The 24159-nt window shown below is 62.1% G+C and carries 28 protein-coding genes and 1 pseudogene; 13 read left to right on the top strand and 16 right to left on the bottom strand.

Translation table 11 applies throughout. The features are described 5' to 3' along the window. Positions 1-241 precede the first annotated feature (241 nt). Both AC2CGW_RS21860 and AC2CGW_RS21855 read left to right on the top strand, forming a co-directional pair. Entirely contained in the window at positions 242-1732 is a 1491-nt protein-coding gene (locus tag AC2CGW_RS21860; RefSeq protein ID WP_186668847.1) for an NCS1 family nucleobase:cation symporter-1, read from the top strand. A gap of 59 nt (positions 1733-1791) precedes the next feature. Further along, on the top strand, positions 1792-3075 hold the full coding sequence (locus AC2CGW_RS21855; protein WP_288375246.1) for a Zn-dependent hydrolase: 1284 nt from the start codon (positions 1792-1794) through the stop codon (positions 3073-3075). A gap of 130 nt (positions 3076-3205) precedes the next feature. Here the strand turns inward: AC2CGW_RS21855 and sodC are convergent, their stop codons facing one another. After that, positions 3206-3724 carry a superoxide dismutase [Cu-Zn] SodC gene (sodC, locus tag AC2CGW_RS21850; RefSeq protein WP_484574587.1) on the bottom strand — a complete coding sequence of 173 codons (519 nt, stop codon included), beginning with the start codon at positions 3722-3724 and terminating at the stop codon, positions 3206-3208. Between the two features lie 343 nt (positions 3725-4067). Further along, positions 4068-4229 (bottom strand): annotated as a pseudogene (locus AC2CGW_RS21845) (sigma factor-like helix-turn-helix DNA-binding protein); the annotation flags it as partial. Between the two features lie 14 nt (positions 4230-4243). Between AC2CGW_RS21845 and AC2CGW_RS21840 the strand changes: the two are divergent. The 3 genes from AC2CGW_RS21840 to tagF are packed head-to-tail and all read left to right on the top strand — an operon-like array spanning position 4244 to position 5773. Continuing rightward, on the top strand, positions 4244-4468 hold the full coding sequence (locus tag AC2CGW_RS21840; RefSeq protein ID WP_484574586.1) for a hypothetical protein: 225 nt from the start codon (positions 4244-4246) through the stop codon (positions 4466-4468). A 40-nt stretch (positions 4469-4508) separates the two neighbouring features. Beyond that, a complete protein-coding gene (locus AC2CGW_RS21835) occupies positions 4509-5309 on the top strand; it encodes a catalase family protein (RefSeq protein ID WP_484574585.1) in 801 nt (266 codons plus the stop codon). Continuing rightward, a complete protein-coding gene (tagF, locus tag AC2CGW_RS21830) occupies positions 5192-5773 on the top strand; it encodes a type VI secretion system-associated protein TagF (protein WP_484574596.1) in 582 nt (193 codons plus the stop codon). The genes AC2CGW_RS21835 and tagF overlap by 118 nt, the downstream gene beginning before the upstream one ends. A 136-nt stretch (positions 5774-5909) precedes the next feature. On the opposite strand, the gene AC2CGW_RS21825 is transcribed toward tagF, so the two are convergent. Next, entirely contained in the window at positions 5910-6326 is a 417-nt protein-coding gene (locus AC2CGW_RS21825; RefSeq protein WP_186668854.1) for a RidA family protein, read from the bottom strand. A gap of 399 nt (positions 6327-6725) precedes the next feature. On the opposite strand from AC2CGW_RS21825, the gene AC2CGW_RS21820 reads away from it, so the two are divergent. Further along, a complete protein-coding gene (locus tag AC2CGW_RS21820; protein ID WP_484574584.1) occupies positions 6726-7046 on the top strand; it encodes a hypothetical protein in 321 nt (106 codons plus the stop codon). A gap of 189 nt (positions 7047-7235) precedes the next feature. On the opposite strand, the gene AC2CGW_RS21815 is transcribed toward AC2CGW_RS21820, so the two are convergent. The 3 genes from AC2CGW_RS21815 to AC2CGW_RS21805 form a co-directional block, all read right to left on the bottom strand. Next, the gene (locus AC2CGW_RS21815) at positions 7236-7493 is read right to left on the bottom strand and encodes a DUF2790 domain-containing protein (RefSeq protein WP_411382890.1); all 258 of its coding nucleotides are present in this window, start codon (positions 7491-7493) and stop codon (positions 7236-7238) included. 109 nt (positions 7494-7602) lie between these two features. Further along, positions 7603-8073 (bottom strand): cyanase, encoded by a 471-nt coding sequence (gene cynS, locus AC2CGW_RS21810; RefSeq protein ID WP_054895305.1) that lies wholly within the window; start codon positions 8071-8073, stop codon positions 7603-7605. Between the two features lie 39 nt (positions 8074-8112). After that, the gene (locus AC2CGW_RS21805; RefSeq protein ID WP_186668860.1) at positions 8113-8772 is read right to left on the bottom strand and encodes a carbonic anhydrase; all 660 of its coding nucleotides are present in this window, start codon (positions 8770-8772) and stop codon (positions 8113-8115) included. 110 nt (positions 8773-8882) lie between these two features. Between AC2CGW_RS21805 and cynR the strand changes: the two genes are divergently transcribed. From cynR to AC2CGW_RS21785, 4 genes are all read left to right on the top strand, one after another. After that, the gene (gene cynR, locus AC2CGW_RS21800; protein ID WP_484574583.1) at positions 8883-9770 is read left to right on the top strand and encodes a transcriptional regulator CynR; all 888 of its coding nucleotides are present in this window, start codon (positions 8883-8885) and stop codon (positions 9768-9770) included. A 516-nt stretch (positions 9771-10286) separates the two neighbouring features. Beyond that, on the top strand, positions 10287-10544 hold the full coding sequence (locus tag AC2CGW_RS21795) for a hypothetical protein (RefSeq protein ID WP_426351936.1): 258 nt from the start codon (positions 10287-10289) through the stop codon (positions 10542-10544). A gap of 272 nt (positions 10545-10816) precedes the next feature. Beyond that, positions 10817-11104 (top strand): DUF3077 domain-containing protein, encoded by a 288-nt coding sequence (locus tag AC2CGW_RS21790; RefSeq protein WP_186668863.1) that lies wholly within the window; start codon positions 10817-10819, stop codon positions 11102-11104. A 265-nt stretch (positions 11105-11369) separates the two neighbouring features. Beyond that, positions 11370-11849, top strand: coding sequence for a carboxymuconolactone decarboxylase family protein (locus tag AC2CGW_RS21785; RefSeq protein ID WP_153773441.1), 480 nt, complete (start codon positions 11370-11372; stop codon positions 11847-11849). Here the strand turns inward: AC2CGW_RS21785 and pdxR are convergent. Beyond that, a complete protein-coding gene (pdxR, locus tag AC2CGW_RS21780) occupies positions 11842-13278 on the bottom strand; it encodes a MocR-like pyridoxine biosynthesis transcription factor PdxR (protein WP_186668864.1) in 1437 nt (478 codons plus the stop codon). The two genes, AC2CGW_RS21785 and pdxR, sit on opposite strands and share 8 nt — an antisense overlap. An 89-nt stretch (positions 13279-13367) precedes the next feature. Here pdxR and AC2CGW_RS21775 point away from each other — a divergent pair, with 89 nt between their 5' ends. The 3 genes from AC2CGW_RS21775 to AC2CGW_RS21765 all read left to right on the top strand — a co-directional run bounded on the left by AC2CGW_RS21775 (position 13368) and on the right by AC2CGW_RS21765 (position 15103). Beyond that, positions 13368-13850 carry a GNAT family N-acetyltransferase gene (locus AC2CGW_RS21775; protein WP_186668865.1) on the top strand — a complete coding sequence of 161 codons (483 nt, stop codon included), beginning with the start codon at positions 13368-13370 and terminating at the stop codon, positions 13848-13850. 28 nt (positions 13851-13878) lie between these two features. Beyond that, positions 13879-14544: an FMN-dependent NADH-azoreductase gene (locus AC2CGW_RS21770; protein WP_186668866.1), complete on the top strand. Its 666-nt coding sequence runs from the start codon at positions 13879-13881 to the stop codon at positions 14542-14544. Positions 14545-14653: 109 nt separating this feature from the next. After that, positions 14654-15103 (top strand): carboxymuconolactone decarboxylase family protein, encoded by a 450-nt coding sequence (locus AC2CGW_RS21765; RefSeq protein ID WP_012314951.1) that lies wholly within the window; start codon positions 14654-14656, stop codon positions 15101-15103. Positions 15104-15324: 221 nt separating this feature from the next. Here AC2CGW_RS21765 and AC2CGW_RS21760 read toward each other — a convergent pair whose 3' ends face one another. From AC2CGW_RS21760 to AC2CGW_RS21720, 9 genes are all read right to left on the bottom strand, one after another. Beyond that, positions 15325-16140, bottom strand: a complete 816-nt coding sequence (locus tag AC2CGW_RS21760) for a PP2C family protein-serine/threonine phosphatase (protein ID WP_484574582.1) — start codon at positions 16138-16140, stop codon at positions 15325-15327. Continuing rightward, entirely contained in the window at positions 16137-16304 is a 168-nt protein-coding gene (locus AC2CGW_RS21755) for a DUF8082 domain-containing protein (RefSeq protein ID WP_186668868.1), read from the bottom strand. The genes AC2CGW_RS21760 and AC2CGW_RS21755 overlap by 4 nt, the downstream gene beginning before the upstream one ends. Continuing rightward, on the bottom strand, positions 16280-16837 hold the full coding sequence (locus tag AC2CGW_RS21750; protein WP_484574581.1) for a DUF8082 domain-containing protein: 558 nt from the start codon (positions 16835-16837) through the stop codon (positions 16280-16282). The genes AC2CGW_RS21755 and AC2CGW_RS21750 overlap by 25 nt, the downstream gene beginning before the upstream one ends. Positions 16838-17239: 402 nt before the next feature. Continuing rightward, complete coding sequence (locus tag AC2CGW_RS21745; RefSeq protein WP_484574580.1) at positions 17240-18568, bottom strand: OprD family porin; 1329 nt, start codon at positions 18566-18568, stop codon at positions 17240-17242. 467 nt (positions 18569-19035) lie between these two features. After that, positions 19036-20388, bottom strand: coding sequence for a glycerol-3-phosphate transporter (gene glpT / locus AC2CGW_RS21740; protein ID WP_288375227.1), 1353 nt, complete (start codon positions 20386-20388; stop codon positions 19036-19038). Positions 20389-20676: 288 nt separating this feature from the next. Beyond that, positions 20677-21969: a PQQ-dependent sugar dehydrogenase gene (locus AC2CGW_RS21735; protein WP_186722293.1), complete on the bottom strand. Its 1293-nt coding sequence runs from the start codon at positions 21967-21969 to the stop codon at positions 20677-20679. Further along, positions 21966-22394 (bottom strand): DUF2231 domain-containing protein, encoded by a 429-nt coding sequence (locus tag AC2CGW_RS21730; protein ID WP_065861821.1) that lies wholly within the window; start codon positions 22392-22394, stop codon positions 21966-21968. The genes AC2CGW_RS21735 and AC2CGW_RS21730 overlap by 4 nt, the downstream gene beginning before the upstream one ends. Positions 22395-22495: 101 nt before the next feature. Further along, positions 22496-23461, bottom strand: coding sequence for an MBL fold metallo-hydrolase (locus tag AC2CGW_RS21725; protein ID WP_186711430.1), 966 nt, complete (start codon positions 23459-23461; stop codon positions 22496-22498). A gap of 77 nt (positions 23462-23538) precedes the next feature. Next, a complete protein-coding gene (locus tag AC2CGW_RS21720) occupies positions 23539-24156 on the bottom strand; it encodes a dihydrofolate reductase family protein (protein WP_186711429.1) in 618 nt (205 codons plus the stop codon). Positions 24157-24159: the final 3 nt, after the last annotated feature.

Raw genomic sequence — 24159 nt, 5'->3', positions numbered from 1 at the left:
GCAAAACGTCAGGGCAGGGCATGACCGTACCTTTCCCTGGCGCTACTCAATGCCTTGCAAATCAGTGAATTACCTCCAGTCGGCGGTAGCCGGCAGGGTTGGCCCGGGCCAATCCGGCATGCAATTTGAGTGCGGCCACAACCGCCAGGCCGGACCGGAGGTGCAGTACAGGTGAGATGTGTAACTCCGGCCATCGATTCAGCCGATGAGCGAATAACTAGAACAATCTGGAGAAGGCCCCATGCAACAGAGCAGATCGCAAGTGATCGAGCAGCACGGGCTGTACGAGCTGTCCGAAGGCACTGACGTCCTCGACAGCCCTCGCTACAACCACGACATCGCTCCGACCAAGGTGCACCAGCGTACCTGGAACAAATGGCACATCACCGCCTTGTGGGTCGGCATGTCCATCTGCGTCCCCACCTACACCCTCGGCGGGGTACTGACCGCCTACTTCGGCCTGAGCGTCGGCGAGGCGCTGCTGGCGATCTTGCTGGCCAACCTCATCGTGCTGATTCCGCTGACCCTCAACGCTTTTCCCGGCACCAAGTACGGCATTCCCTTTCCGGTACTGCTACGCGCTTCGTTCGGCATCCTCGGCTCCAATGTGCCGTGCCTGATCCGCGCGGTGGTGGCGTGCGGCTGGTTCGGTATCCAGACGATGTTCGGCGGTCTTGCCATCCACCTGTTTTTGGGTTCGCTGTTCGATGGCTGGAAGAGCCTGGGCGGAACCGGCGAGGTGATCGGTTTCATGCTGTTCTGGCTGCTCAACCTGTGGGTGGTGCTGCGCGGCTCGGAGTCGATCAAGTGGCTGGAAACCCTGTCGGCACCGCTGCTGGTGGCGGTGGGCGTCGGCCTGCTGTTCTGGGCGCTGCCGCACATGTCGATGAGCGAACTGCTGGCCCAGCCGCCCAAGCGCCCGGAAGGCGCCAGCGTGATCGGCTATTTCTGCGCGGGGCTGACGGCGATGGTCGGGTTCTGGGCCACGCTGTCGCTGAACATTCCCGACTTCAGCCGCTACGCCAGAAGCCAGAAGGACCAGATTCTCGGGCAGATCTTTGGCCTGCCACTGACCATGTTCCTGTTCGCAGCCCTGGGTGTGGTCATGACCGCCGCCTCGGCATCGCTGGTGGGGGAAACGGTGTCGGACCCGGTGAACCTGATCGGACGTATCCAGAGCCCGGGCTGGGTGGCGCTGGCCATGGCGCTGATCATCATCGCCACGCTGTCGACCAACACGGCGGCGAACATCGTCTCACCGACCAATGACTTCCAGAACATCGCCCCGCGCCTGATCGGGCGCAGCCGTGCGGTGTGGCTGACCGGTTTCATCGGTTTGGCGCTGATGGGCCACGAACTGCTGAAAAAGCTTGGCTGGATCGTTTCCGACCTGAGCCTCGAGAGTGTCTATTCCAACTGGCTACTGGGCTATTCGAGCCTGCTCGGGCCGATTGCCGGGATCATGGTGGTGGACTACTTCCTGATCCGCCGCCAGCAACTGGACCTTGCCGGGTTGTACCGCGATGACGTGTACCCGGCCTGGAACTGGGTCGGGTTCCTGGCGTTCGCGGTGCCGGTGGCGCTGACCGTAATGTCGATCGGCAACAGCCGCTTCAGCTGGTTCTACGACTATGGCTGGTTTACCGGTTCGCTGCTGGGGGCGGGGCTGTACTACGTCCTGGGCCGCGTCGCGGTGCGTGGAACGGCGCGCCTGGCCAAACCATCACCCTGAATCTGGCTGGCCGCTACAGCCGAATCACCAGAACAAGAAATCGCCTGAGGAGAGTCCCGATGAAACCGATCAAGGAAGTGCTGCACTCCACCGACCACCATGTCGACAGCGCGCGCCTATGGCAATCGCTGATGGACCTCGCGCGCCTGGGCGCCACGCCCAAGGGCGGGGTCTGCCGATTGGCACTGACCGACCTGGACCGCCAGGCCCGCGACCTGTTCCGGCAGTGGTGCGAGGCCGCAGGTTGTAGCGTCAGCGTCGATGCGATCGGCAACATGTTCGCCCGGCGTCCCGGACGCAACCCCAAGCTGCCACCGGTGATGACCGGCAGCCACATCGACACGCAGCCTACTGGCGGCAAGTTCGATGGCTGCTTCGGGGTGATGGCCGGCCTGGAGGTGATCCGCACCCTGAATGACCTCGGCGTGGAAACCGAAGCGCCGCTGGAGGTGGTGGTGTGGACCAACGAAGAAGGTTCGCGTTTCCCACCGTGCATGATGGGATCAGGGGTGTTCGCCGGCAAGTTCACCCTCGAAGAGACGCTGGCCAAGCGCGATGCCCAAGGGACCAGTGTCGGTGAGGCGCTGCAGGCCATCGGCTATGCCGGCCCGAGGGCCGTGCTGGGGCATCCGGTCGGGGCGTATTTCGAGGCGCATATCGAGCAGGGGCCGATTCTGGAGGATCAAGGCAAGACCATCGGCGTGGTGCTCGGCGCCCTCGGCCAGAAGTGGTTCGACCTGAGCCTGCGCGGCGTCGAGGCGCACGCCGGGCCGACGCCGATGCACCTGCGCAAGGATGCCCTGGTCGGCGCGGCGGCAGTGGTCGCGGCAGTCAACCGCACGGCACTGGCGCATCAGCCCCATGCCTGCGGCACGGTCGGTTGCCTGCAGGCGTATCCGGGGTCGCGCAATGTGATTCCGGGTGAGGTACGCATGACCCTGGACTTCCGTCACCTTGAAGGGGATCGGCTCGATTCGATGATCGCCGAGGTGCGTGAGGTGATCGACAGCACATGTGCCAAACACGGGCTGAGTTTCGAGCTGACGCCAACGGCGGACTTCCCGGCGCTGTACTTCGACCGTAACTGTGTCGATGCCGTGCGTGAGTCGGCCAAGAGCCTTGGCTTGGCGCACATGGATATCGTCAGCGGGGCAGGGCACGATGCGATCTTCCTGGCCGAGCTGGGCCCGGCAGGCATGATTTTCGTGCCGTGCGAGAACGGCATCAGCCACAACGAGATCGAGAACGCTACGCCCGAGGATCTGGCGGCGGGTTGTGCAGTGTTGCTGCGGGCGATGCTGGCAGCGTCGGAGGCCATTGCCCAAGGGCGATTGGCGGCCTGACTGCGAGCGGTGCCTGGCATCGGCTCAGCCGGTGTCAGGCATTGGACATGCTCCTTGCCGACGTGACCGTGCTGGCCGGGCGCTGGGCGTTGCACAAGCGCGGCGATTACTGACGCCCGGCCTGCCTGGTTCAGATCACGCCGCAGGCCACGCGGTCGCCGCCACCGCCCAGGGGCATGGGTATGTCGGCGTGGTTGTCGCCACCGGCATGGATCATCAAGGCGTGGCCCTTGATTTCGGAAATCGTCTTCAGGCGCGGCGCCAGGACCGGATAGGTGGAGGTGCCGTCGGCGCTCACATAGAGTGCCGGCAGGTCGCCCAGATGGCCATCGCCATAGGGGCCCAGGTGCTTGCCGGTCTTGGCCGGGTCGAAGTGACCGCCAGCAGCCAGTGCCGCCACGGCCTTGCCATCTTTCATGCCGGGCGCACAGCTGCCGTTCTCGTGCACGTGGAAGCCATGCACGCCTGCGGGCAGGTTGTTCAGTTTGGGGGTGAAGACCAGCCCGTAGGCCGACTCGCTGATGCTGACCTGACCGATGGGTTGTGCTTTGCCATCGGCGCTGACCAGATTGACCGGTACATCAAGGGTCGCGGCGTGGGCGCCGATGGACAGGGTGCCCAGCAGGGCGAGCCAGAGGTGTCGTTTCATGTTTGCCTCTTCAATTCAATGACGGGAAAGAGCCTTGGCGGGAACCTGAAAGTTGTTCCGGCGGGAGCGAGAATAAGAAGGGCGGCGCGCGAGTGTCCAACTAAAATTGGTAATTAAAAAAACAGGAAAATCTATGGAATAAACGACGCAAGACAAGTGCTATGGGGGCTATATCGTCAATAAGTGCTGTTTCATGAAACAAGGGCGATAAATAACAAGATGAGTTCTCTTCACTTGTAGAAATAATTCGTTCGGCGCACTGTATGAAAAAACATCAAGCCGGAAGTTGCGCAGCAGTTTCCCTTTAGGGCGTATGCAGGTGCCAGGCAACGCACGCGAAGGTTCAGGTGCGCAGCAGGTCGCGGCCAGGCGCCGAGGGCTTGGGGCTGTCGTTGAGCAGTGTGCCAATCGTTTGCCTGGCGCGGAACAGCCGACTCATGACCGTGCCGATAGGCACCTCCAGGATGTCGGCGGCTTCCTTGTAGCTGAAGCGCTCCACCGCCACCAGCCCTGTGCGTGATGAAGGAGCCCAAGCCCGACCAGTCCATGGTCCAGTTGAACGTCGCGGGCATGGATGTTGTGGTCTGGCGTCAGTCTCAGCTAGGCTACGCGCTGATCGGCGCCCCGGACGGCGTCGACCTCGATGCCGTGGCCCGCGTGGTCGCGGACCGCAGTTCAGGCCAGTTGTATACGGCCAATGCCAGCCTGCCATCGCTGTTGTGGTTCGCCGGTATCCGCCAATAAGGCCCCTGGGGGTGGGCGACCGGATTCTTGGATCGCCTGAATGCCCGCACAGTACCGCCACCACTTCCTCGTTGCCTTCTTCCCGACCCTGTTCACCGGCCTTGCCTGTGCGCTGTTCGTCGAGCGCAATAGCTGGGCAGCCCCTCCATCACTGTCCTCTGCGGCCGGCGTTGCCCGCGTCGTCGATGCGTTCGAAGCGGTGTCCGGCCCGCAGCCGGGCTTTCACCGCAATCACGCCAAGGGCCTGTGCGTCAGCGGCCGTTTCGACAGCAATGGCCAGGGGGCCGCACTGGCGCGCACCGGGTTGTTGCGCGCCGGCAGCTACCGCGAGAGCCAAGCCTTTGAAGACTGGAGGGCCGCGCACCGGCCATCGACGGGTTTCGACAACGCGGCATACTTCAGCGTCAACGCCTTTCGCTTCAATGACGGCGCCGGGCATGAGCGCCTAGTGCGCTGGCGCCTGCAGCCAGAAACGCCCTATGCACCGCTGAGCGATGAGCAGAGCGCGCAGAATGCCTCCGACATGCTGTCCTATGGCCTGGGCTCGCGCCTGTCCGAGGGGCCGCTGCGCTGGCACTTGATCCTCACCCCGGCACTGCCGGGCGACCCGGTCAACGATGCGACGCAGTTGTGGACTCAGCCAGGTCATCAGGAGATCGAGGCCGGCGTGCTGGTGATCGACGCCCAACAGCCGCAGATGGACGGCCCATGCTGCAGGCTGGCCTGCGCGCCAGCCGCGAGCGCCTGGGCGCGGAGTGGGAGCAGGCCTACCGCTGCAGCCCGATCTGGCATTTCGCCTTGGCTGCCGGGGTGTGCGGCGAGGTCGCCTGGGCCGGCGTGATGATGCCCAGTGTCGACCGGGTGGGGCGCTATTTTCCCCTGACCCTGGCCTATGGCGGGCCGGACATACCAGTGCTGGAGCGCCTGCGGCGCGACGGCGCGTGGTACGCCGAAGTGGAGCGCCTGGCATTGTCGACCCTGGAGGCGGGATTCGTGCTGGAGCGCTTCGACCGCGACCTCAGCCAGTTGCCCGCTCCATCCCGGCCCGAGCCCGCAAGCATCGAGCCTGCGTGGGGGCAGCCAGCGATGGGCGCGATGTGGCTGACGTTGCCGGAGCAGGACGGGATGGCGCAGGCGGTCGAACAGTGGTTGATGCAACTGGACGGGCTGGCGGGGCAGCGGTCGTTGGCCGGGCATGCCTTGTTCTGGGCCGAAGGCGGGCCGCAGGTGGCGCCGACGCTGTTGGTGAGCCGGGGCTTGCCGGGGGCGGGGTGGTTCGTTGGCATGTTGGGCGGCGCGGCTTGAGCTTGATACCGACACCGCCGCTCCCACAAGTACGGCGCTGACTCTGGGTTCCGCGCCGTACCTGTGGGAGCGGGCTCGCCCCGCGATCACGGGCAACGCCCGTGCCATGCGCCGCATCGAGGCGCAGCGGGTTGCATCAGCAGCAAGCGGCCACCGCATCAATCTCCACCAGCATGCCATCCAGCGCCAGCCGTGGAACGGGGATCAGGGTGCAGACCGGATGCCCGCTTTCCCAGACCCGATTTGCTTCGCTGACCCATTCACGCAAGCGATGCTCATCATGATCGACGATCAACAAGGTCAGCTTGAACACCTGTTGCAAGCTCGCGCCCTGCGACCGCAGTGCCGTGTCCAAATTGGCGAGTGCCTGCCTGGCCTGCGTGGCAAACTCGGCGGGCAGTCGCCCGTCGACATCCTCGCCACCTTGCCCGGCAATGAACAACAGCCTGGCTCCAGGTGCTACTGCGGCGACGTGGGAGTACCCGTTGCTGCTCGGGTCGTACAGCCCGGGTGGATTGGACAGCGCGAATGCGGGGCGGGAATCTGCGGACATGGGATTGCTCCAGAGAAATGAGCGGGCAGTCTGCAACCTCGAGTCAACTTGAGGTCAAGCGTGTTTGTGGCCGAGAGAAGAAATCTCCTGGACGCAACCCAGTCACTCAATCAGGCGCAAATCCCCCGCCACGATCATGCTGCGCTCGATGCCGTGCATGCACCGCATCGCCTGCTTCGCGGGTAAACCCGCTCCCACGGAGTGGGCGTCGCACTTACGAAACGCGATTTTTCAGTGTCCGAAATGGGTCGAAAGCAGTCACCCGCTACCGCCAGCTTCCCCTCCTAAGGCGGTGGGGAATTTCAGGAATGAGGGTGAGTCGTTGATTGCACGATACCCAACCAAAACCATCAGGGTCAGCTAGAGTTTTGATGAGTACAACGCCGCGAGACAACGATCATGCTAAAACAAGAAGCAGAGAACGTGATTGAGCGTATTCGGGAAGATCTGAAAAGGCACGGTGTGCTGATCGGCTACGATCCCGAGTTTACTACTGCTGAATTCGGGTGCGACCTCGACCATCACGTTGCTCAGGTCAGAGAGGATCCGAACAACCGTGTGTTGCAGATTGCGATACATGACGAAGGGCTCTGGAACCAGCTCCAGCAGGGAAATGTGTATCGGTGTAGCGTCAGTGATTGTCGAGGAAAGCTCTTCGGCATTCCTATTACGATAGAACCGAGAGACGATGAGTCCTACACCATTGAGTACAGGCTCTGAAGTTTCAGGAGGGTAGTCTGCCGTCCAGATTCCCGTCCCGCAGACGAGTCGGCAGATCACCCTCTGTCGGAAGCAAAAAGCCCCCAGCGATTTTCGCAGTGGGCTTGCGTCTATACAGGATGCCAAGCCTCGATCCCATCTGCCCTGATGCCCAGGAACTGCCTGTCGAGCTGGAGTATGGACGGCGCATCAGTTGTTGGCACAGCCATTCCCCACGATTCTGTACTCCATGATATGCCGCTCGCCATTGGAGTCGTCGTAAGTCAGCTGCATCGGCACAACTTCGCAGACATTGGGCACCGGGGTAACAGCCACAACGTGCGCGATATCCAGTTTCTGAGAGTAGCGATAGGGTTCAACCGTCATTGGTGCAGTTCGAGTACCTTGGTCATCGGCCATGGCAACAGAACCAAGGCCGCCTAGGAACAAAACGAGTAAGAGTTTCATGGTGATCACCTGTACTGAGGGCGTAAGAAGGCCTGAGCATCCGATCGGCGCTCAGTCGTCATGAATGTTGGAGATGGCCCGGCGCGGTATGGCGCCGGGCTGAGCTACATCAGAAAGGCTTGGTAGGCAGATACTTGCCGTCCAGGGTGATCACAGCACGGTGACCACCGTCTGGATCTTCGACCTTCTTGATGTCCAGCTTGAAGTTGATGGCACTAATGATGCCGTCGCCGAACTTCTCGTGGACCAGCGCTTTGAGGGTGGTTCCATACACCGACATCATTTCGTAGAAGCGGTAGATGGTAGGGTCGCTCGGCACCCCGTCGAAGAAGCTGCCGCGGATCGGCATCGATTGCAGCAGTGCGACTTGATCAGCATCGAGATCGAGCTTTTCGCCTACGACCTTCGCGGCGCTTTCAGGCAGCGGATGCTGGCCAAGCAAGGCTGCGGTGACAAAGGCCTCGGACAGGCCCGTACCGTCAACGATTTGCGCAAAGGACAGGTCCTTGCGAGCCTTGGCCTGGATGATGACTTCGGTCAGTTCCTGGCGAGCGGTGCGGGTGGCTTGAGTCTGGATCATGGTGAGTCTCCTGGGTAAGAAAAGGTGCAGATACAGGCTTCAGGCGACGTGCCTGGCCGGCTGGGAAACGGCGTGGACTTCTGGGTTTTGCGCGAGAGACACGAAGGTGCCGGTGCTGCCATCAAAAGCGTCGATACGTCCGGTCTCGATGTCATAGATCCAACCGTGCAGGGTCACGCGGCCTTCTTCGAGCGCCAGGCGCACGGAGGGGTGGGTCTGGATGTTGGCCAACTGCGCGACCACGTTTTCGCGCACCATGGAAGCAACCTTGCTTGGGCCGTCCGCATGCTGACGGGCCTCATTGACTACCTTGGCTGAGTCGGCGTACCGCAACCAACTGGCTACGGCGGGCATGTGATCCAGGCATTTGCAGGTGGCGATGGCGGTCATCGCGCCGCAGTCGGAGTGGCCGCAGATCACGATGTCTGCAACCTTGAGTCCGGCGACCGCGTATTCGACCGACGCCGAAACCCCACCCGGCTCTGGCCCATACGAGGGCACGATATTGCCGGCGTTGCGGATTACAAACAGATCGCCTGGCTCGCGTTGGGTGACCAGTTCAGGCACCAGTCGGCTATCAGAGCAGGAGATGAAGAGAGCCTTTGGCGCTTGCTGATTGGCAAGGTCCTTGAACAGTTTGACCCGCTCCGGAAAGGCGTTTTTTTGAAACTTCAGAAATCCGTCGATGATCGCTTTCATGGTTGCTGTCTCGATGTCGCTGGGTGTGAGACGGAGATTAAGCAGCGCATGACATAAGGTAAAAGTCTCATTTATTATGAGCTGGATCAGATTATCTTATGGGTTTAGGCATGCTCGCTCGCCACATCCAGTATTTCCTGGCCGTTGCAGAACATCTCAGCTTCACGAAGGCCGCAGCAGCGCTGCATGTCTCTCAGCCGGCGCTTTCTCAGCAAGTAAGGCAGTTGGAAGAGAGCCTGGGAGCCCAGTTGTTCGACCGATCAGGCCGCACGACGCGTTTGACTGACGCGGGGGATGTCTACCTTCTCTATGCGCGCCGTGCGTATCAGGAACTGCAGGAAGCCAAAAGGGCTATACATGATGTCAGCGACCTCAGCCGTGGCTCATTGCGTGTTGCCGTAACGCCGACGTTCACGACCTATCTGGTGGGGCCGCTGATCGAGGCATTTCACTCCAGATACCCCAAGATCACCGTCAACCTGAAAGAGATCTCCCAGGAGCGTATCGAGGAGTTGCTGTTGGCGGGAGAGTTGGACGTAGGGATCGCATTTGATGAAATACATGCGCCGGATATCGAAGCCATCCCCTTGCTGAACGAAACGCTTGCTTTGGTCATGAACCGCAGACACCGCCTGGCCGAGGAACGCTCCATTACCTCGCACGGCCTGAGTGCAGAGTCTTTGGTCTTGCTCAGCACAGAGTTTGCCACTCGCGAGCAAATCGACCGCTACTGCCGCAAACATGAGATTCGTCCCAAGGTGCAGATGGAGGCCAATGCCCTCGGCGCAGTGATCGAGATCGTTCGCCGGACGAATCTCTCGACCTTGTTGCCTGCCAGAATTGCGTTGGCCCATGACGATCTGGTGGCCATCAAGCTGGAGCCGGAGCGCTTGCAGCGACGGGCCGTTCTGATGCGGCGCAAAGACGCTTTTCTGAGTGCGGCGGTGCGTGTCTTCATCGAGCTGGCTAAAGAAATATCCAGCGATCTTGATCAGTGAGGGTTTGCGCGACCGCAGGATGTGCGTGTGCGCAAGTGCAACGATGATGGCCTAGCCGACCTGCGAAGCGGAGACTGGCAGGGGAGGGAAGCCCCTATTGCTTTCTAGCTGCTGACGGCGCACTGATGTGTACTACATAACCTCCAGCAAGCAACTCACCCCAAAATTAGATGGCTTCCTACACGAACGAATCAGATTTTCGCTATTTGATGTAGGCCCTTTCCTAAGCATCCTTGGCCCGCTTTTGCGCCATCGCAGTCACGGCTAGTCTCGCCGGGCCGCTGCTAAATCAGCGGCCAGGTCTGCAAGCCTGTGCGGTATTACGATGGCGCCCACCTCCTGACGTCTTCGGCGTTTCGCCGTAGGTCCGGTTCAATGGTGGCTGCGTGCGGGTGACCTTTGGGTCAACCGGGTTTTTGCCTCGTAATGCCCCGGTCTTGCAGGCCTGCACGTAGCCGCCACCCTTCACCTGCAAGTGAAGAGTGGACGGTCGGACTTCCGCATTACGAGGTGCATATGCTCAAGATCGTCCCCGACCCACCGCACACCACCGAAGCCCCCGATTACCTCGAAGACACCCTGGTCGAAGCCATGGAATACACCATGTGTGGCCTGGCGGTAGCCAACCAGTCGATCACCTCCCTCCCCAAATCCCCCGCCACGATCATGCTGCTTAGCGTGATGCACGAGCTCGACGCCGTGCGCTCGCTGTTGGAGTGCGCGTTGGCGCAGGTGCAGCTCAAGAGTCGAGCGCGGCCGCTATCCCTGCATTAGTCCGTACTCATTTCCAAAAGGCTTGCAGGGCCTCTGTGGGAGCGGGCTTGCCCCGCGATCACGGGCAACGCCCGTGCCATATACCGCATCGCCTGCTTCGCGGGTAAACCCGCTCCTACAGGTACCCCGCTGTACTCAAAATCAGCGGAGTACCTGTAGGAGCGGGTTTACCCGCGAAGAGGCCAGCAATGGTTCAGCACAGCCAATTGCCCACACCATCACCGGTGCCCTCGCACACCCACCCCATTCACAGCACCTCGAAGGACTTCCCCATGGACAAGGACTCACCAGACCACCTCGGCAAGCTCGGCTGGACCGTCGGCACCACCACCTGCCTGGAAAGCGAAGCCAAAGGCAAACACCTGTTCCGCGTTGAACCCGGCAACTGTGCCGACCATGCGCTGCAACAGGCTTCGGAACTACTGGCTAGCGCGCGGCGGGCGTCGTTCATCGGGGTGATGGACGACGAACCGGTGCTGGTTTGGGCGGCGCATTACCTCAGCGAGATGGCCAAGGCGTTGATGGATGATGCGCGTAGGGGGATGCATAAAAGCGATTGAGGTGGAGGTTGGGTGGTTCAGAGTTGTCCGTTCGGATTTATGGCTCCGTCGTTGGATGACAGCTTCCGACCCAAAGCTGCCGTCCGCGAAAGAGCAGCAAGAGGCCTGTAGCGCCTCTCCGCCTCTACTGCTCGACGGGATCATCATGGCGCACTTCGCCACAGGCATGGTCTAGTTCGAAATCACCATCTTGGCTCTGTGTGGCTAGTCCAAGCATGGCTAGAGTGGGCTCCAACGGACACTAACCTACTGCGAGTACCTGCCCATGAACAACCGCCTTGATTACTTCAAGCTGTCTCCCCAAGCGTCCAACAAACTGGTGGAGTTGACCCTGCAACTGAGCAAGAAGCCGTTGATGGTCGATCTTGCCCACCTGATCATGTTGCGGGCTTCGCAGCTCAACGGCTGTGCGTTCTGCGTGGATATGCATGTGAAAGAGGCGAAGATCCATGGCGAGCGCGAGCTGCGTCTTCACCACGTCGCCGTCTGGCGTGAGTCGCAGCTGTTTACGCCCGTAGAGCGAGCGGCGCTGGAGTGGACCGAAGCCCTGACCCAGTTATCGCCTCATGGTATCTCCGACAGCCTCTATGCGCGTGTGCGCGAGCAGTTTTCCGAGCACGATCTGTCGGATCTGTCGTTCCTGATCGTCGCCATCAACGGCTGGAACCGCCTCAACGTAGCTTTCCAGGCCATCCCGGGCTCATCCGATGAACTGTTCGGCCTGAGCAAGGCCAACCTCAACTGAGTAACGTGCTGATCACTGCGCCAAGCTGCTCGCCAGGAGCAGCTGTGGCGCAGTTGGTAAAGCTCAGGAGCAGACCCGACTGACGCTGCGACGAGGCAGCCCAGCGCGACAACGCCTGTACCGACATGCCCCTGCCCAGCAACTGCTCGGCCAGGGCGGTGTCGTTTACGTCGTTCGGCAAACGCAGTACCAGGTGCATGCCGCCCGGCGAGCGCTCCACCTGCATACCCTGCGGCAAACTTCGCTCCAGTGCTTCGATGGTCAATGCTCGTCGCTCGTTGTAGATGCGGCGCATGCGTTGGATATGCCGGGCAAAGTGTCCTTCGGCAACGAACTCCGCCACCATGGCCTGGGTAATTGACGGTGACCCGGCAGCGAACAAGGCCCGGCCGACGCGCTCGAACGCTGCCACCTGCGCCTGCGGCACCACCAGATAAGCCAGGCGAAGGCTGGGAAACAGCACCTTACTGAAGGTCCCGGCATACAGCACGCGCCCATGGCGATCCAAGCTGGCCAGCGCTGGGAGTGGACGGCTGACGTAGCGATACTCGCCGTCGTAGTCGTCCTCGACAATCCACCCCCCGGTGCGGGCAGCCCAATCCAATAGCAGTTGTCGGCGTGGCAACGACAGTGCCATCGACAGCGGGCTCTGATGCCCCGGTGTCACCATGGCGACCTGCGTAGCCCGGCCACCCGCGATGGCATGCTCTACATTCATGCCATCAGCATCAACCGGCACCGCTTCCAGCTCCAGTCCGAATTGGCGAAGCACCTGGCGCGTGGGGGGATAGCCTGGGTCTTCCACCCAGGCTCGCGCTCCTGGCTGCAACAAGGTGTGCGCGATCAACGTCAGGCTATTGCGCCAACCGCTGGTGATAAACACCTGGTGGGCACCGCAATCGATGCCTCGGGATACCTGAAGATACGAGGCGATGGCGCTGCGCAACGCTGGCAGGCCGTGGGGTGCCGGATAGTCCAGATCTCCCACACGCATCCCGCGTAGATACCGGGCACCCAGACGCGCCCATATCTTGCGCGGAAAAGCATCCAGCGCCGGCACCCCCATCTGGAATGGCAACAGCTGCGGTGGACGCCAGAGCGAATCAGGGGAGTCTTCGATCACCCGGCTGCTGACGGGTGCTGTGCTGGCCGCCAACGCGGGCTTCTGCAGTTCAGGATTGATCACGGTGCCTTTCTGCCCGAGCGCAAGGATGTAGCCCTCGCTGGCTAGCAGTGAATAGGCCAGTTCGACGGTCCCACGGGCCACACCCAGCTCCTTGGCCATGGCGCGCGCCGACGGCAAGCGGTCACCGGCGGACAACGTGCCGGCGGCAATCGCGGCCAGCACGCGGTCGTAGAGTTGGCGATACAGAGGCAGCGCGGACTGCTCTTCCAAGGGGGCGAAAGGCGGTTTTGGCGAAGTCATCATGGACTAGTTCGTATCCCATTTCTTGGCTCAATCAAGTGGGTCAATGGTAGTCCAATATAGCGCCATCACTTACGCATGAGGCCAATCCCATGACATCTACGTTGACCAACTTCATACCCAGCGTGCTCGACCTGGCCGACACGGCCCTGCGTCCCCTGGACAACATCCATGACCTGTGCGGCGCATTCCCGGTAATGCAGCAATTGCGCCCTCATCTGACCAGCGAAGCCGACTTCACCAGCCGCATCGAGCGTATGCGTGTTGAAGGCTATCACCTCATTGGCGCGTATGACTCAGGCGTCCTTGTGGCATTGGCTGGTTACCGCCTACAGGAAAACCTGGTCTACGGCGCATTCCTGTATGTCGATGACCTTGTCACCGCCGAGGCTCATCGGGGTGGCCAGTGGGGGGCGCGCTTGTTGCAAGCCTTGGAGCGACTGGCCCGCGCCAGCGGCTGTGCGCGCCTGGTGCTCGACACAGGTTTGGCCAACGCCCGAGCGCAACGTTTCTACTTCCGTGAAGGCCTGTTGACTGGGGCAATGCGCTTTCAAAAACAGTTCGATACGCCATAACCCGCACACATCCAAGGAGGCAAACATCATGACATCGTCCCGACCGCTACTTGCTCCTTTGCGCGTTCTTCGCCTGGTCGCCAGCCCCAACGCAAACCATTCGGAAAGTCTGAAGCTGTCCCAGCAGATCCTGTTTGGCTTGGCCACCGTGGCCGGCAGAAGGGGTATCCAGTTGACCGATCTAGATCTCAACGCCTTGGCACCCGTCGATGCGCCTTACGCCCAGGCATTAGCCAATCAGCGCATAGTCGCGGTAAGCGGGCGGGACAGTACGTTGAGCCGTTCCAACGAATTGATCGACCAACTGCAAGCATGCGACGTACTGCTGATTGCCACGCCGATGCACAACTACAGCGTGCCCGCCCCACTCAAGATGTGGATCGACCAGGTGGTACGCGTGGGTAAAACCTTTGTTGGCACCGCCAAAGGTAAAGTCGGAAAGCTGACGGATCGTCCGGTCTACGTCGCAATCGCTAGCGGGGGCCACATCAGCGGTCCACAGGCCCGTCAACCGGACTTTCTGCGCCCCTACCTGTCGGCCGTCCTCGCCACCATTGGTCTCACTCAGGTGCATTATTTCACCGTTGAGGGTACCGCCAAGGGGGGGGAGTCACTGAGTACTGGAAGGGCAACAGGGTACGGTGATGTGCAGGCGTTCTTTGGTAGGCATAGCTGTCGAGTAGGTCAAGTCTAAAGTCCGCTTCAAGGCCGACATCTACTCCAAGCGCTTAGGTTTGCATCTCAACTGGGCCGTATGCGAACAAGCGGCCACGCTCTTCATCGCTCATACAAAGGAAAAAATCATGAATCGTCTCAATTGGTTTGAAGCTTCGCCTGGTGCAGCTAAGGCCCTCGGCGGCCTGCATCATTTCGTGACCACCGCGACAAATTTGCCAGCCTCGCTGATCCACCTCGTGTTTCTCAGGGTGTCTCAAATCAACGGCTGCGCTCATTGCATTGATCTTCACTCACGCGATCTGATCAAAGCAGGTATGTCAGTGGACAAGGTGCTGTTAGTGCCGGTATGGCATGAAGCGCAATATTTGTTCTCGGATCAGGAGCGCTCAGCACTGGCTTGGGCGGAAGAAGTCACCAGGGTAAGCGAGACACAGGTATCCGACGAAGCTTATGCAGCCGCATCGGCGATGTTTGCAGAAAAGGATCTTGTTGACCTGACAGCGGCCATTGCCGCGATGAATGCGTTCAACCGTATGGGCGTCAGCTTCCGACTCAAACCTGCGGCTAGGGCTTGATGACCTAGTGACTCGGCCTGGAGAGGTAGTACTTCGGAGACGGCACATCGCTTGTATCGCGTACCGTCTGCTTCAGGCCAATTGCTGCCCTTTCCGAACGACCGCTATGGCTCGGATACGGTCGTTCGCTAATGAACAGCCTTGGGGGCCCAACTCGGCCCCAGGTAACACACCATTTTCGAAAATGCCAGCAATCCTGTGAGGCCAGCCCCTACCATCTCTCACTCAAACTTCACCAACACCACCGTAGCGTTATCCCGCCCCCCATACTCCGTCGCCAACCGAATCAACCTCTGACTGCTCGCCTCCAGACTCTCCCGCCCGGCGCCCTCCAACACCCGCGCCATCTCATGATGCGGCACACACCCATGAACCCCATCACTGCACAGCATCAGCAAGTCCTCCGCCTGAACCACCTGCACCCACACCTGCGGCTCCACCCGCGGCGCTGGTCCGATCGCCTGCAACAGCACGTTGCGCGCCGGCAGCCGATCGAAATGCCCGGCATCCAGCGCCTGCTGGTACCAGGTCTGGTCGCGACTCAACTGCTCCAGCTCACCGTGGCGATAGCGATACAGGCGACTGTCACCCACATGAAATGCCAACAACGGCCCGCCGGCCTGGGGGCGCCAGATGCCGGTGAGGGTGGTGCCCATGCCGCGCCCCTCGCTGAGCTGACGGGTGTGGTTGTGCGCGTACAAGCGGGTGTTGACCGCTTCGAGCGCCTCGTGCAGCGCGCCCAGGGCCTGCATCGAGGGCACCTGGCAGGTGGCGTCGGGGTCGCTGGAGGTGTGGGCGACCTGCGCCACCTGACGCATCAGGCAGTCGCGCAGCGACTCCAGGGCCAGGGCGCTGGCCAGGGCGCCGGCCTGGTGGCCGCCCATGCCGTCGGCCACGGCCAGCAGTTCCAGGCGTGGGTCGATCAGGAAGTGGTCTTCGTTGTGCTGGCGCACCGGGCCGGTGTCGCTGTGACCGAAGGCGATGCCGCCGCGCAGCAGGCAGGGCGCGGTGGCCATGTGGTTTTGTGGCGCGCTCATGGCTGCTCCTCGAGAAAGGCGCTGCGTTGGGCGGGGTCGGGGATGTGTTCGGCCAGGGCCTGCAACAGCGCCTGGCGGGTGCTGGCGTGGGGCAGGGCGCGGCGCATGACGATGCGGGCAATCGGGCCGATCAGGTAGGTCAGGCGCGTTTCGCTGGCCTGCACGAAAGCGGGGTCCAGCTCGGGGGCTGGGTGTCTGTCGTATCTGTCTGGTGGGGCAGGCTGTCGTCTTGCGGCGGGGTTTCGGTCGTGGCCAGCAGCGCTTCGGTGGCGGCGACGAACTGTTCGCGGCCACGCTCGGAGGGAATGTGCGGCAGCAGGGCGCTGCGCAGGCTGGCGAAGTCGTCGGCGCTGGCCAGACTGCGCTTGACCAGCAGGCGCGCCAGCGGGCCGATCTGCTGCGACAGCAAAGATTCGAGCTGCGGGCGGACCTGGCGTTGGCGGGCTTCACGTCGCGGTGCACTGCCTTGGGGTACGCCAGTCAACGGTTGCAGCTTGAGCCAGCCTTGCAGCAGGTTGAGATGGGTGGTGTTGCCCGTGTGTTCCAGATACAGACGGGTGTGCGGGCCAAGGGCAATGCGTGTGCCGGCCAGTTGGTCGATGAGCACGCCTGTGCTGCCGGCTTCGAGGTAGTCGGCACTCTGCAGGCGGGTGCCGGCGTTGGCTTGGTAGACGCTCGTGGCACGCAACAGTTGCACGGGCTTTTCCGCTGCGCTTATCACTCCGATCTCTGCCGGGGCGGCGAGCAGAGGCGAGAGGTGGAGCAGGCCAGCCAGGAGGGGGGGGAGCGCGGGTCTGTTCACGGTTTGGTCATCGTGTGTACGGAAGGGGTAACCCCGGGATGAGCGCAGGCTACCGATTCACGGGGTGCGATGAACGTCAATTTTTTCTATGTATTTCAAGGGGATGAATTGAATGAAATCATGGAATAAAACGGCGGCGGCGGGTGTTTTCGTCATGGGCGCGCGGGTTATTCGTTGGCCTTGCTGGCCCTATCGCGGGACAAGCCCGCTCCCACAGGAACTCCGCTGGTTTCAAGATCAGCGGAGTTCCTGTGGGAGCGGGCTTGTCCCGCGATAGGGCCGGCACTGACGTCGCGATCAGAGAATCGACAGCGGGTAGTCGACGATCACCCGGAACTCGTTGACATCCCCTTCGGCCTGGTCGGCATTGCCCCGGTGGATCGCCTCGCGCAGGCGCACCGACAGGTCCTTGGCCGGGCCGGACTGCACCACGTACTTGGCTTCGAGGTTGGTCTCATGATGCTTGCCATCCTCGCCATAGCCATAGCCCAGGTACTTGCTGTCAGAGGCCATCTTGCTGCCGTCGATGCCATGGCCGTTGACGTAGCGGGCCATGAAGCTCAACCCCGGCACGCCGAAGGTGTTCATGTCCAGGTCGTAGCGCACCTGCCATGACTTTTCCTCCGGGCCGTTGAAGTCCGAGTACTGGATGGAGTTGGCCAGGAAGATTCCGTCACCGGTGTCTCCCGGGCCGTTGATGCCGAAGGCGACGTAGTCGAACGGGGTGTCGCCGTGCACTTTCTGGTAGGCCAGGGTGATGGTGTGCGCCGAGAGGAAGTTGTACGCGGTGGAGAACGACCAAGTGGTGTTGTTGATCGAGCCGGCGTCGGCGCGGCCATCGTCGTTGGTGCGGTAGAGGTTGAAGTCGAAGTTCAGCGACTGGTCGTCGGCCAGCGCCAGGATGTAGTTGGCGTTGCCGTAGTACTGGCGCCAGATGTCCTGCAGCTTGGAGCCATACAGCGACACCGACAGGGCGTCGTTGACCGCGTATTTGCCGCCTATGTAGTCGATGCTGTCGGCCTGGATGTTGGCGTAGGAGGCCCACAGGCCATGGTCGCCATTGGTGGTGACCGGGCCGTTGCCACCAGTGAAGTGGCCCGCCTCCAGGTCCAGCCCCTTGATCTCGCTGCTGAGCAGGTTGAAGCCAGTGGCCGTTTGCGGCAGCAGCCGTGTACCGCCGGCAGCGAACACCGGCGCGGTGGGTTGCAGGTCGCCCCAGCGCAGTTCGGTCTTGGAGATACGCAGCTTCAATGCGCCCCCGGCGCGGCCATAGTCGTCTTCGGGGGCGCCGTTGTCCCTGACGGGCAGGTTGCCGGTGCCGGAGGTGCCCTTGCCGCCGTCGAGCTTGACTGCCAGGTGGCCGAACGCTTCGACGCCAAAGCCCACGGTGCCCTGGGTGAAGCCGGAGCTGTAGTTGAGGATGAAGCCTTGGGTCCAGTCGCTGCGATCCGGGCCTTGCGACTTGCCATCACGGTTGAAGTAGTAGTTGCGCAGGCGTGCGTTCAGCTCGCTGCCTTCGCAGAATCCCTTGGCTTCGGACTGGCTCGAAACGGCTTCGGCGAATGCGGCTTGCAACGGCGCGCACAGTAGCGCCGCGCTCAGCATGGAGAGTCGCAATGGCGACATGTCATACCCCTTGGTTGGAATTGTTGAGGCAGGTGTCTGAATAAAGGAATGTAATTGTTGTAAGGGTGCAGCCGGTATTGATGCCGGGCTACTAGTAACAAATGCCGCGCCGCGCATGCCATTTCGTTTCGTTGATAATCGAAATCACGGTTTTTGATTGCAGTATCGAGTGGCCAAGGGGTTAAAGTCGGCCCCGATAAAGTATTCGTGCACTCAGGACATCCCCCGTGCTAGAGCACCTCCTGGGTGGGCTCCACTTTATCGCCCTTTGGTTGTTTGCCGCCTGATCTCAGGCGGCTTTTTTATGCCTGGTATTTAATGATCTGTGGCGAAGAGCCATCTTTTCGCGCATTGATTTCAGTGCGCCTGGAAGGGCAGGGGGCAACTTTCCTGGCGCTGAAACAACAAGGCCGGTGACAAAAAATGTCACCGGCCTTGTTGTTTGCCGCAGGCGTTATATCAGTTGATCACGCCACCGCTTCGCGCCGGCTGCTGGCAACCTGGGTGTGGCGCAGTGTCGGCAGCAGGAAGGCGATCGACAGCAGGCAGGCACCGACCAGCAGCACGAAGCCGCCGTCCCAGCCGAAGTGGTCGACGGTGAAGCCCATCGCGGCACTGGCTGCGACCGAGCCGCCCAGGTAGCCGAACAAACCGGTGAACCCGGCAGCGGTGCCGGCGGCTTTCTTCGGCGCCAGTTCCAGCGCCTGCAGGCCGATCAGCATCACCGGGCCGTAGATCAGGAAGCCGATGGAGAACAGCGCGATCATGTCGACAGTGGGGTTGCCCGGTGGGTTGAGCCAGTACACCAGGGTGGCGACGGTGACCAGGGCCATGAACACGATGCCGGTCAGGCCGCGGTTGCCACGGAAGATCTTGTCCGACATCCAGCCGCACAGCAGGGTGCCGGGGATGCCTGCCCACTCGTAGAAGAAGTAGGCCCAGGAGGTCTTGTCGACGGTGAAGTGCTTGGCTTCCTTGAGGTAGGTCGGCGCCCAGTCGAGCACGCCGTAGCGCAGCAGGTAGACGAAGACGTTGGCCAGGGCGATGTACCAGAGCATCTTGTTGCGCAGCACGTACTTGACGAAGATCTGCTTGGCGCTGAATTCCTGTTCGTGGCTGGCGTCGTAGCCTTCGGGGTAGTCGTTCTTGTATTCCTCGATCGGCGGCAGGCCCACCGATTGCGGGGTGTCGCGCATGGTAATGAAGGCGAATACGGCCACCAGCACGGCCACGGCGGCCGGTACATAGAAGGCGGCATGCCAGTCGTTGGTCCAGCCCAGCCCCAGGATGAACAGCGGGCCAATCAGGCCGCCACCCACGTTATGTGCCACGTTCCACACCGACACCACGCCGCCGCGCTCTTTCTGCGACCACCAGTGCACCATGGTCCGCCCGCTCGGCGGCCAGCCCATGCCCTGGGCCCAGCCGTTGATGAACAGCAGGATGAACATGATGGTGACGCTGGAGGTGGCCCAGTGTGCGAATCCGAACACGAACATCACCGCTGCCGACACCAGCAGGCCGAAAGGCAGGAAGTAACGGGGGTTGGAGCGGTCGGACACCAGGCCCATGAGGAACTTGGACAGGCCGTAGGCAATGGCGATGGCCGAGATGGCCAGGCCGAGCTGACCGCGGGTGTAGCCTTCCTCGTCGATCAGGTAGGGCATGGCCAGGGAGAAGTTCTTGCGCAGCAGGTAGTAGCCTGCATAACCGAAGAAGATGCCGGCGAAGATCTGCCAGCGCAGGCGGCGATAGGTACTGTCGACCTGTTCAGCGGGCAGCGGCGCCCGGTGCACGGCGGGGCGGAAGAAGGCAAACATCGGGGTACTCCAACGTTATTGTTTTATCTGCGAAAGCGAATATTACATTTTCGTTACAGAAAAAAATATCGCTTTCACAGGCTGGAGTGTTGCTTTGCGAACGTTCCGTCAGATCGTGATCAGGGACGGGGTCTGGCTGTTGGGGTGGCGATGTCGCTGCCTTTGCTGGAGGCATCGGTGGTGGTGCTGGGCGGGGTAGGCTTGGCGGTTTCGGGCCATGGCGGGTGCGGTTCAAAACCTCAAGGCCAGCCATCCCCTGTGGGGGCGGGCTGGCCTTGATTTAGCGCATCACTGATTACGCGTCACCCGCCACACGGTATTGGCCAGGTCGTCGGCGATGATCAGCGCGCCTTTCGGATCCACTGTCACCCCCACCGGGCGGCCGCGGGTCTTGCCATCCTCACCCCGAAAACCGGTGGCGAAGTCGATTGGCTCACCCGCTGGCTTGCCATTGCTGAACGGCACGAAGATCACCTTGTAGCCGACAGGATTGGGCCGGTTCCAGCTGCCGTGCTCGCCCACGAACACGCCATCGGCAAATTTCTCGCCCATCGCCGGCAGGGAAAAATCGACTCCCAGGGCGGCGACATGTGAACCGAGGCTGTAGTCCGGCTTGATCGCGGCGGCGACTTTCTCCGGATTCTGCGGTTGCGCGCGGGTATCGACGTTCTGCCCCCAGTAGCTCCAGGGCCATCCGTAGAAGGCGCCTTCGCGCACCGAGGTCAGGTAGTCGGGCACCAGGTCCGGCCCCAACTCGTCACGTTCGTTGACCACCGCCCACAGTTGCCCCGAATCAGGCTGGATGGTCAGCGCCGTCGGGTTGCGCAGGCCGGTGGCGTAGGGCTTGTGCGCGCCGGTCTGGGCGTCGATCTGCCAGACCATCGCGCGGTCGATCTCCACTTCCATGCCGCGCTCGGTGATGTTGCTGTTCGAGCCGATGCCCACATACAGGTAGCGACCGTCCGGGCTGATGGTCAGCGCCTTGGTCCAATGGTGGTTGATCGCCGAGGGCAGCTCGGTGAGCGTGGTCGGCGGGCCATCGGCCTTGGTCTGGCCGTCCTGGTAATCGAAGCGCACCAGGGCATCCTGGTTGGCCACGTACAGCTTGCCATCGGCAAACGCCAGGCCGTAAGGGGCGTTGAGGTTGTCGGCGAACACTGTCTGCACTTCGTAGCGGCCGTCGCCATCGGCATCGCGCAGCAGCGTGAGGCGGTTGCCGCTTTTGACCTGGGTGTTGCCCTTGGCCTTGATCTGGCTGGCGATCACATCCTTGGGCTTGAGCTTGGCGGCATTGCCGCCACGGCCTTCTGCCACGATGATGTCGCCGTTGGGCAGGATCAGGGTCTGGCGCGGGATCTTCAGGTCGGTGGCGATGGCCGTGATGCTGTAGCCGTCCGGCACCTTGGGTTTCTGCTCGCCCCACAGTGCCGGTTCGGCGATCTTCATGCTCGGCAGCAGGCCACGTTCGGGGGCCGGAAGTTTCGGGTCGGGGCCGCGGGCCTGGGTGGCATCGCCGTCACCACCGCAGGCGGCCAGCAGCAGGCTCATGCTCAGGATCGACAGGGCAAGAGGCGTCTTCATGCGGCACCTCCCGAGCGCAGGTTGGTCAGGCCGACCCAGGTGGCGATGCAGGCCAGCACGCTGACGATCACCGACAGCACCAGCCCCGAGGGCATGACCGCCCAGGCGTCCTTGGCATGTTCGAAGGCGTTGACCAGCCCCAGCAGCCAGGTCACCACCAACAGCAGCACGTACAGCACCGGGCGACCGGCCTTGCGCTCGGCGCGCACCAGGTTGGCCAGTGCGAACAGCACGGCCAGGCCGCAGAACAGCAGCCCTCCGGCGATCAGCCAGGCGGCGAAGTTGCTCCACTGGATCTGGAAGGTCTGGTAGTAGGCGATGTCACTGATCAATGCCCCGAGAAACAGCGGCACGGTGCCGGCCAGCAGGGTCGCATGCAGCGGCCCGGGCGTGCACCGGTAGGGGTCGTGGACGGTCGTGGTCATGGCGGCTCCTTGTCGTTGGCGATGAAAGCCAGCGCGTTTACGCTGGCTGCGCCTAGGGAAGGATCACGCCGCAGGTCGGTTGGTTCAGTGCAATTTCGCGCTCAAGTATTTGGTTCGTGCAGCAAGTCCCCGTTCCGGTCCAGGTGATAGCGCTGAAGATCGCGCGCCAGGATCAAGCTGCCGTCGTAGTGGGCCTGGGCTTCGGCGTGGAGATCATCGATGCACGGGCTGCGCCGTGGATCGCCCTGGTAACGGGCGCTGAAGTGAGTCAACACCAGGTTCTTGACCCCAGCCGATTGGGCGAATTTCGCCACCGCCTCGGCACTGCTGTGTCCGAAGCTGATGCCGGTGCGCTCGATCAGTGGCTGGGTGAAGGTCGCTTCGTGCACCAGTACATCCGCGCCCTTGGCAACTTCTGCCAACAGCTCGGGGCGATCGTTGTCGCCACAGACGATGACCCGTCGCGCCGGTCGGGAGGGGCGCAGGTAGTGCCGTGGATAGAGCCTGCGGCCCTCGTGAACCACGGCAATGCCCTTTGCCAGCTCGCCCCACAGCGGGCCGCGCGGGATGCCGTCGGCCTCCAGGCGCGGGATGTCCAGGCGCGGCTCGGGATTGATCTCGGTGAACACATAACCACGGCTCGGGACTCGGTGGGACAGCTCGACCGCATTGACCTGCAGGCTGGCGTTGCTCCAGTTGCCGAAGGTTTCGGCAGCGTGCAGGCACAGCTCGAAGGGCAGGTAGGTGTCGCTGACCGAAAGGCTCTGGCGCACCCAGTCGTGCAGGACAGTTGGCAGGATCAGCTCGAGTGGCTTGCTGCGCCCGGACATACCGGCGCTGGCCAGCAGACCGGGCAGACCGAAGCAGTGGTCGCCATGCACGTGGGTGATGAAGATCGCGCGAAGGTCGCGGACCGACAACGGCGTGTGCAGGAGCTGGTGCTGGGTGGCCTCGCCGCAATCGACCAGATACCAGCCGCTGCCGCTGGTGTCGATGACGGCCGTGGCGCTGACATTGCGCGCCTTGGTAGGCGCCCCGGCGCTGGTGCCCAGAAACAGCAGGTCCATGTGAAATGCTTCCAGAGAGTGTTGGCCCATTCTAAGGCGCGACACGCCTGTGGGCACAACTCGCGGTAGGCAGTGTGTCAGGCAAAGCTGCCGGTCTGCACCTCGCCACTGCGTCGGTAATGGGCGAGCAGTACCCCGCGTGGCGAGCTCAAGGACTCGACCAGGCTCAAGGCCGCCGGTTGCGCGTTGTCTGCGAACAGCCGTTTGCCGTGCCCGAGCATCACCGGGTTGATCAACAGGCGCAGCTCGTCCACCAATCCGGCTGCCAACAGTTGCTGCACCAGTTCGGCGCTGCCTTGGGTGAGCAGTGCCGGGCCGTCCTGCTGCTTGAGCGCGCGCACGGCCTGGATCACGTCAGCGCCCAAGGCGCGGCTGTTTTGCCAGTCGAGGGTGTCGGGGTGATGGGTGGCGACGTGCTTGGGCACCTTGTTGAACAGCTCGGCCATGGGCGTGTTGTCCGAATCCGCACCGACCTTGGGCCAGTAGTCGGCAAAGATGTCGTAGGTCCGCCGCCCCAGCAGCAACTCGAAAGGCTGGCTGAACAGCGCTTGCATGACATGGCCAAAGGTTTCGTCGGCGTAGGGTACGAGCCAGCCGCCGAAACCGAAGCCTTGGCTGGTGTCTTCCTGCGGGCCGCCGGGGGCTTGCATGACGCCGTCCAGGCTGACGAACGCGGCAACGATGAGTGTGCGCATGGG

It is taken from the genome of Pseudomonas sp. SYWMCR5 (assembly GCF_057197165.1).
This window is presented reverse-complemented; position numbering and strand designations above follow the sequence as displayed.

What these genes read in the sequence shown, in the direction of transcription:
- AC2CGW_RS21860 (WP_186668847.1), top strand. Translation starts at nt 242, where the DNA reads ATGCAACAGAGCAGATCGCAAGTGATCGAGCAGCACGGGCTGTACGAG.
- AC2CGW_RS21855 (WP_288375246.1), top strand. Translation starts at nt 1,792, where the DNA reads ATGAAACCGATCAAGGAAGTGCTGCACTCCACCGACCACCATGTCGAC.
- sodC (WP_484574587.1), bottom strand. Translation starts at nt 3,724, where the DNA reads ATGAAACGACACCTCTGGCTCGCCCTGCTGGGCACCCTGTCCATCGGC.
- AC2CGW_RS21840 (WP_484574586.1), top strand. Translation starts at nt 4,244, where the DNA reads ATGAAGGAGCCCAAGCCCGACCAGTCCATGGTCCAGTTGAACGTCGCG.
- AC2CGW_RS21835 (WP_484574585.1), top strand. Translation starts at nt 4,509, where the DNA reads ATGCCCGCACAGTACCGCCACCACTTCCTCGTTGCCTTCTTCCCGACC.
- AC2CGW_RS21825 (WP_186668854.1), bottom strand. Translation starts at nt 6,326, where the DNA reads ATGTCCGCAGATTCCCGCCCCGCATTCGCGCTGTCCAATCCACCCGGG.
- AC2CGW_RS21820 (WP_484574584.1), top strand. Translation starts at nt 6,726, where the DNA reads ATGCTAAAACAAGAAGCAGAGAACGTGATTGAGCGTATTCGGGAAGAT.
- AC2CGW_RS21815 (WP_411382890.1), bottom strand. Translation starts at nt 7,493, where the DNA reads ATGAAACTCTTACTCGTTTTGTTCCTAGGCGGCCTTGGTTCTGTTGCC.
- cynS (WP_054895305.1), bottom strand. Translation starts at nt 8,073, where the DNA reads ATGATCCAGACTCAAGCCACCCGCACCGCTCGCCAGGAACTGACCGAA.
- AC2CGW_RS21805 (WP_186668860.1), bottom strand. Translation starts at nt 8,772, where the DNA reads ATGAAAGCGATCATCGACGGATTTCTGAAGTTTCAAAAAAACGCCTTT.
- cynR (WP_484574583.1), top strand. Translation starts at nt 8,883, where the DNA reads ATGCTCGCTCGCCACATCCAGTATTTCCTGGCCGTTGCAGAACATCTC.
- AC2CGW_RS21795 (WP_426351936.1), top strand. Translation starts at nt 10,287, where the DNA reads ATGCTCAAGATCGTCCCCGACCCACCGCACACCACCGAAGCCCCCGAT.
- AC2CGW_RS21790 (WP_186668863.1), top strand. Translation starts at nt 10,817, where the DNA reads ATGGACAAGGACTCACCAGACCACCTCGGCAAGCTCGGCTGGACCGTC.
- AC2CGW_RS21785 (WP_153773441.1), top strand. Translation starts at nt 11,370, where the DNA reads ATGAACAACCGCCTTGATTACTTCAAGCTGTCTCCCCAAGCGTCCAAC.
- pdxR (WP_186668864.1), bottom strand. Translation starts at nt 13,278, where the DNA reads ATGATGACTTCGCCAAAACCGCCTTTCGCCCCCTTGGAAGAGCAGTCC.
- AC2CGW_RS21775 (WP_186668865.1), top strand. Translation starts at nt 13,368, where the DNA reads ATGACATCTACGTTGACCAACTTCATACCCAGCGTGCTCGACCTGGCC.
- AC2CGW_RS21770 (WP_186668866.1), top strand. Translation starts at nt 13,879, where the DNA reads ATGACATCGTCCCGACCGCTACTTGCTCCTTTGCGCGTTCTTCGCCTG.
- AC2CGW_RS21765 (WP_012314951.1), top strand. Translation starts at nt 14,654, where the DNA reads ATGAATCGTCTCAATTGGTTTGAAGCTTCGCCTGGTGCAGCTAAGGCC.
- AC2CGW_RS21760 (WP_484574582.1), bottom strand. Translation starts at nt 16,140, where the DNA reads ATGAGCGCGCCACAAAACCACATGGCCACCGCGCCCTGCCTGCTGCGC.
- AC2CGW_RS21745 (WP_484574580.1), bottom strand. Translation starts at nt 18,568, where the DNA reads ATGTCGCCATTGCGACTCTCCATGCTGAGCGCGGCGCTACTGTGCGCG.
- glpT (WP_288375227.1), bottom strand. Translation starts at nt 20,388, where the DNA reads ATGTTTGCCTTCTTCCGCCCCGCCGTGCACCGGGCGCCGCTGCCCGCT.
- AC2CGW_RS21735 (WP_186722293.1), bottom strand. Translation starts at nt 21,969, where the DNA reads ATGAAGACGCCTCTTGCCCTGTCGATCCTGAGCATGAGCCTGCTGCTG.
- AC2CGW_RS21730 (WP_065861821.1), bottom strand. Translation starts at nt 22,394, where the DNA reads ATGACCACGACCGTCCACGACCCCTACCGGTGCACGCCCGGGCCGCTG.
- AC2CGW_RS21725 (WP_186711430.1), bottom strand. Translation starts at nt 23,461, where the DNA reads ATGGACCTGCTGTTTCTGGGCACCAGCGCCGGGGCGCCTACCAAGGCG.
- AC2CGW_RS21720 (WP_186711429.1), bottom strand. Translation starts at nt 24,156, where the DNA reads ATGCGCACACTCATCGTTGCCGCGTTCGTCAGCCTGGACGGCGTCATG.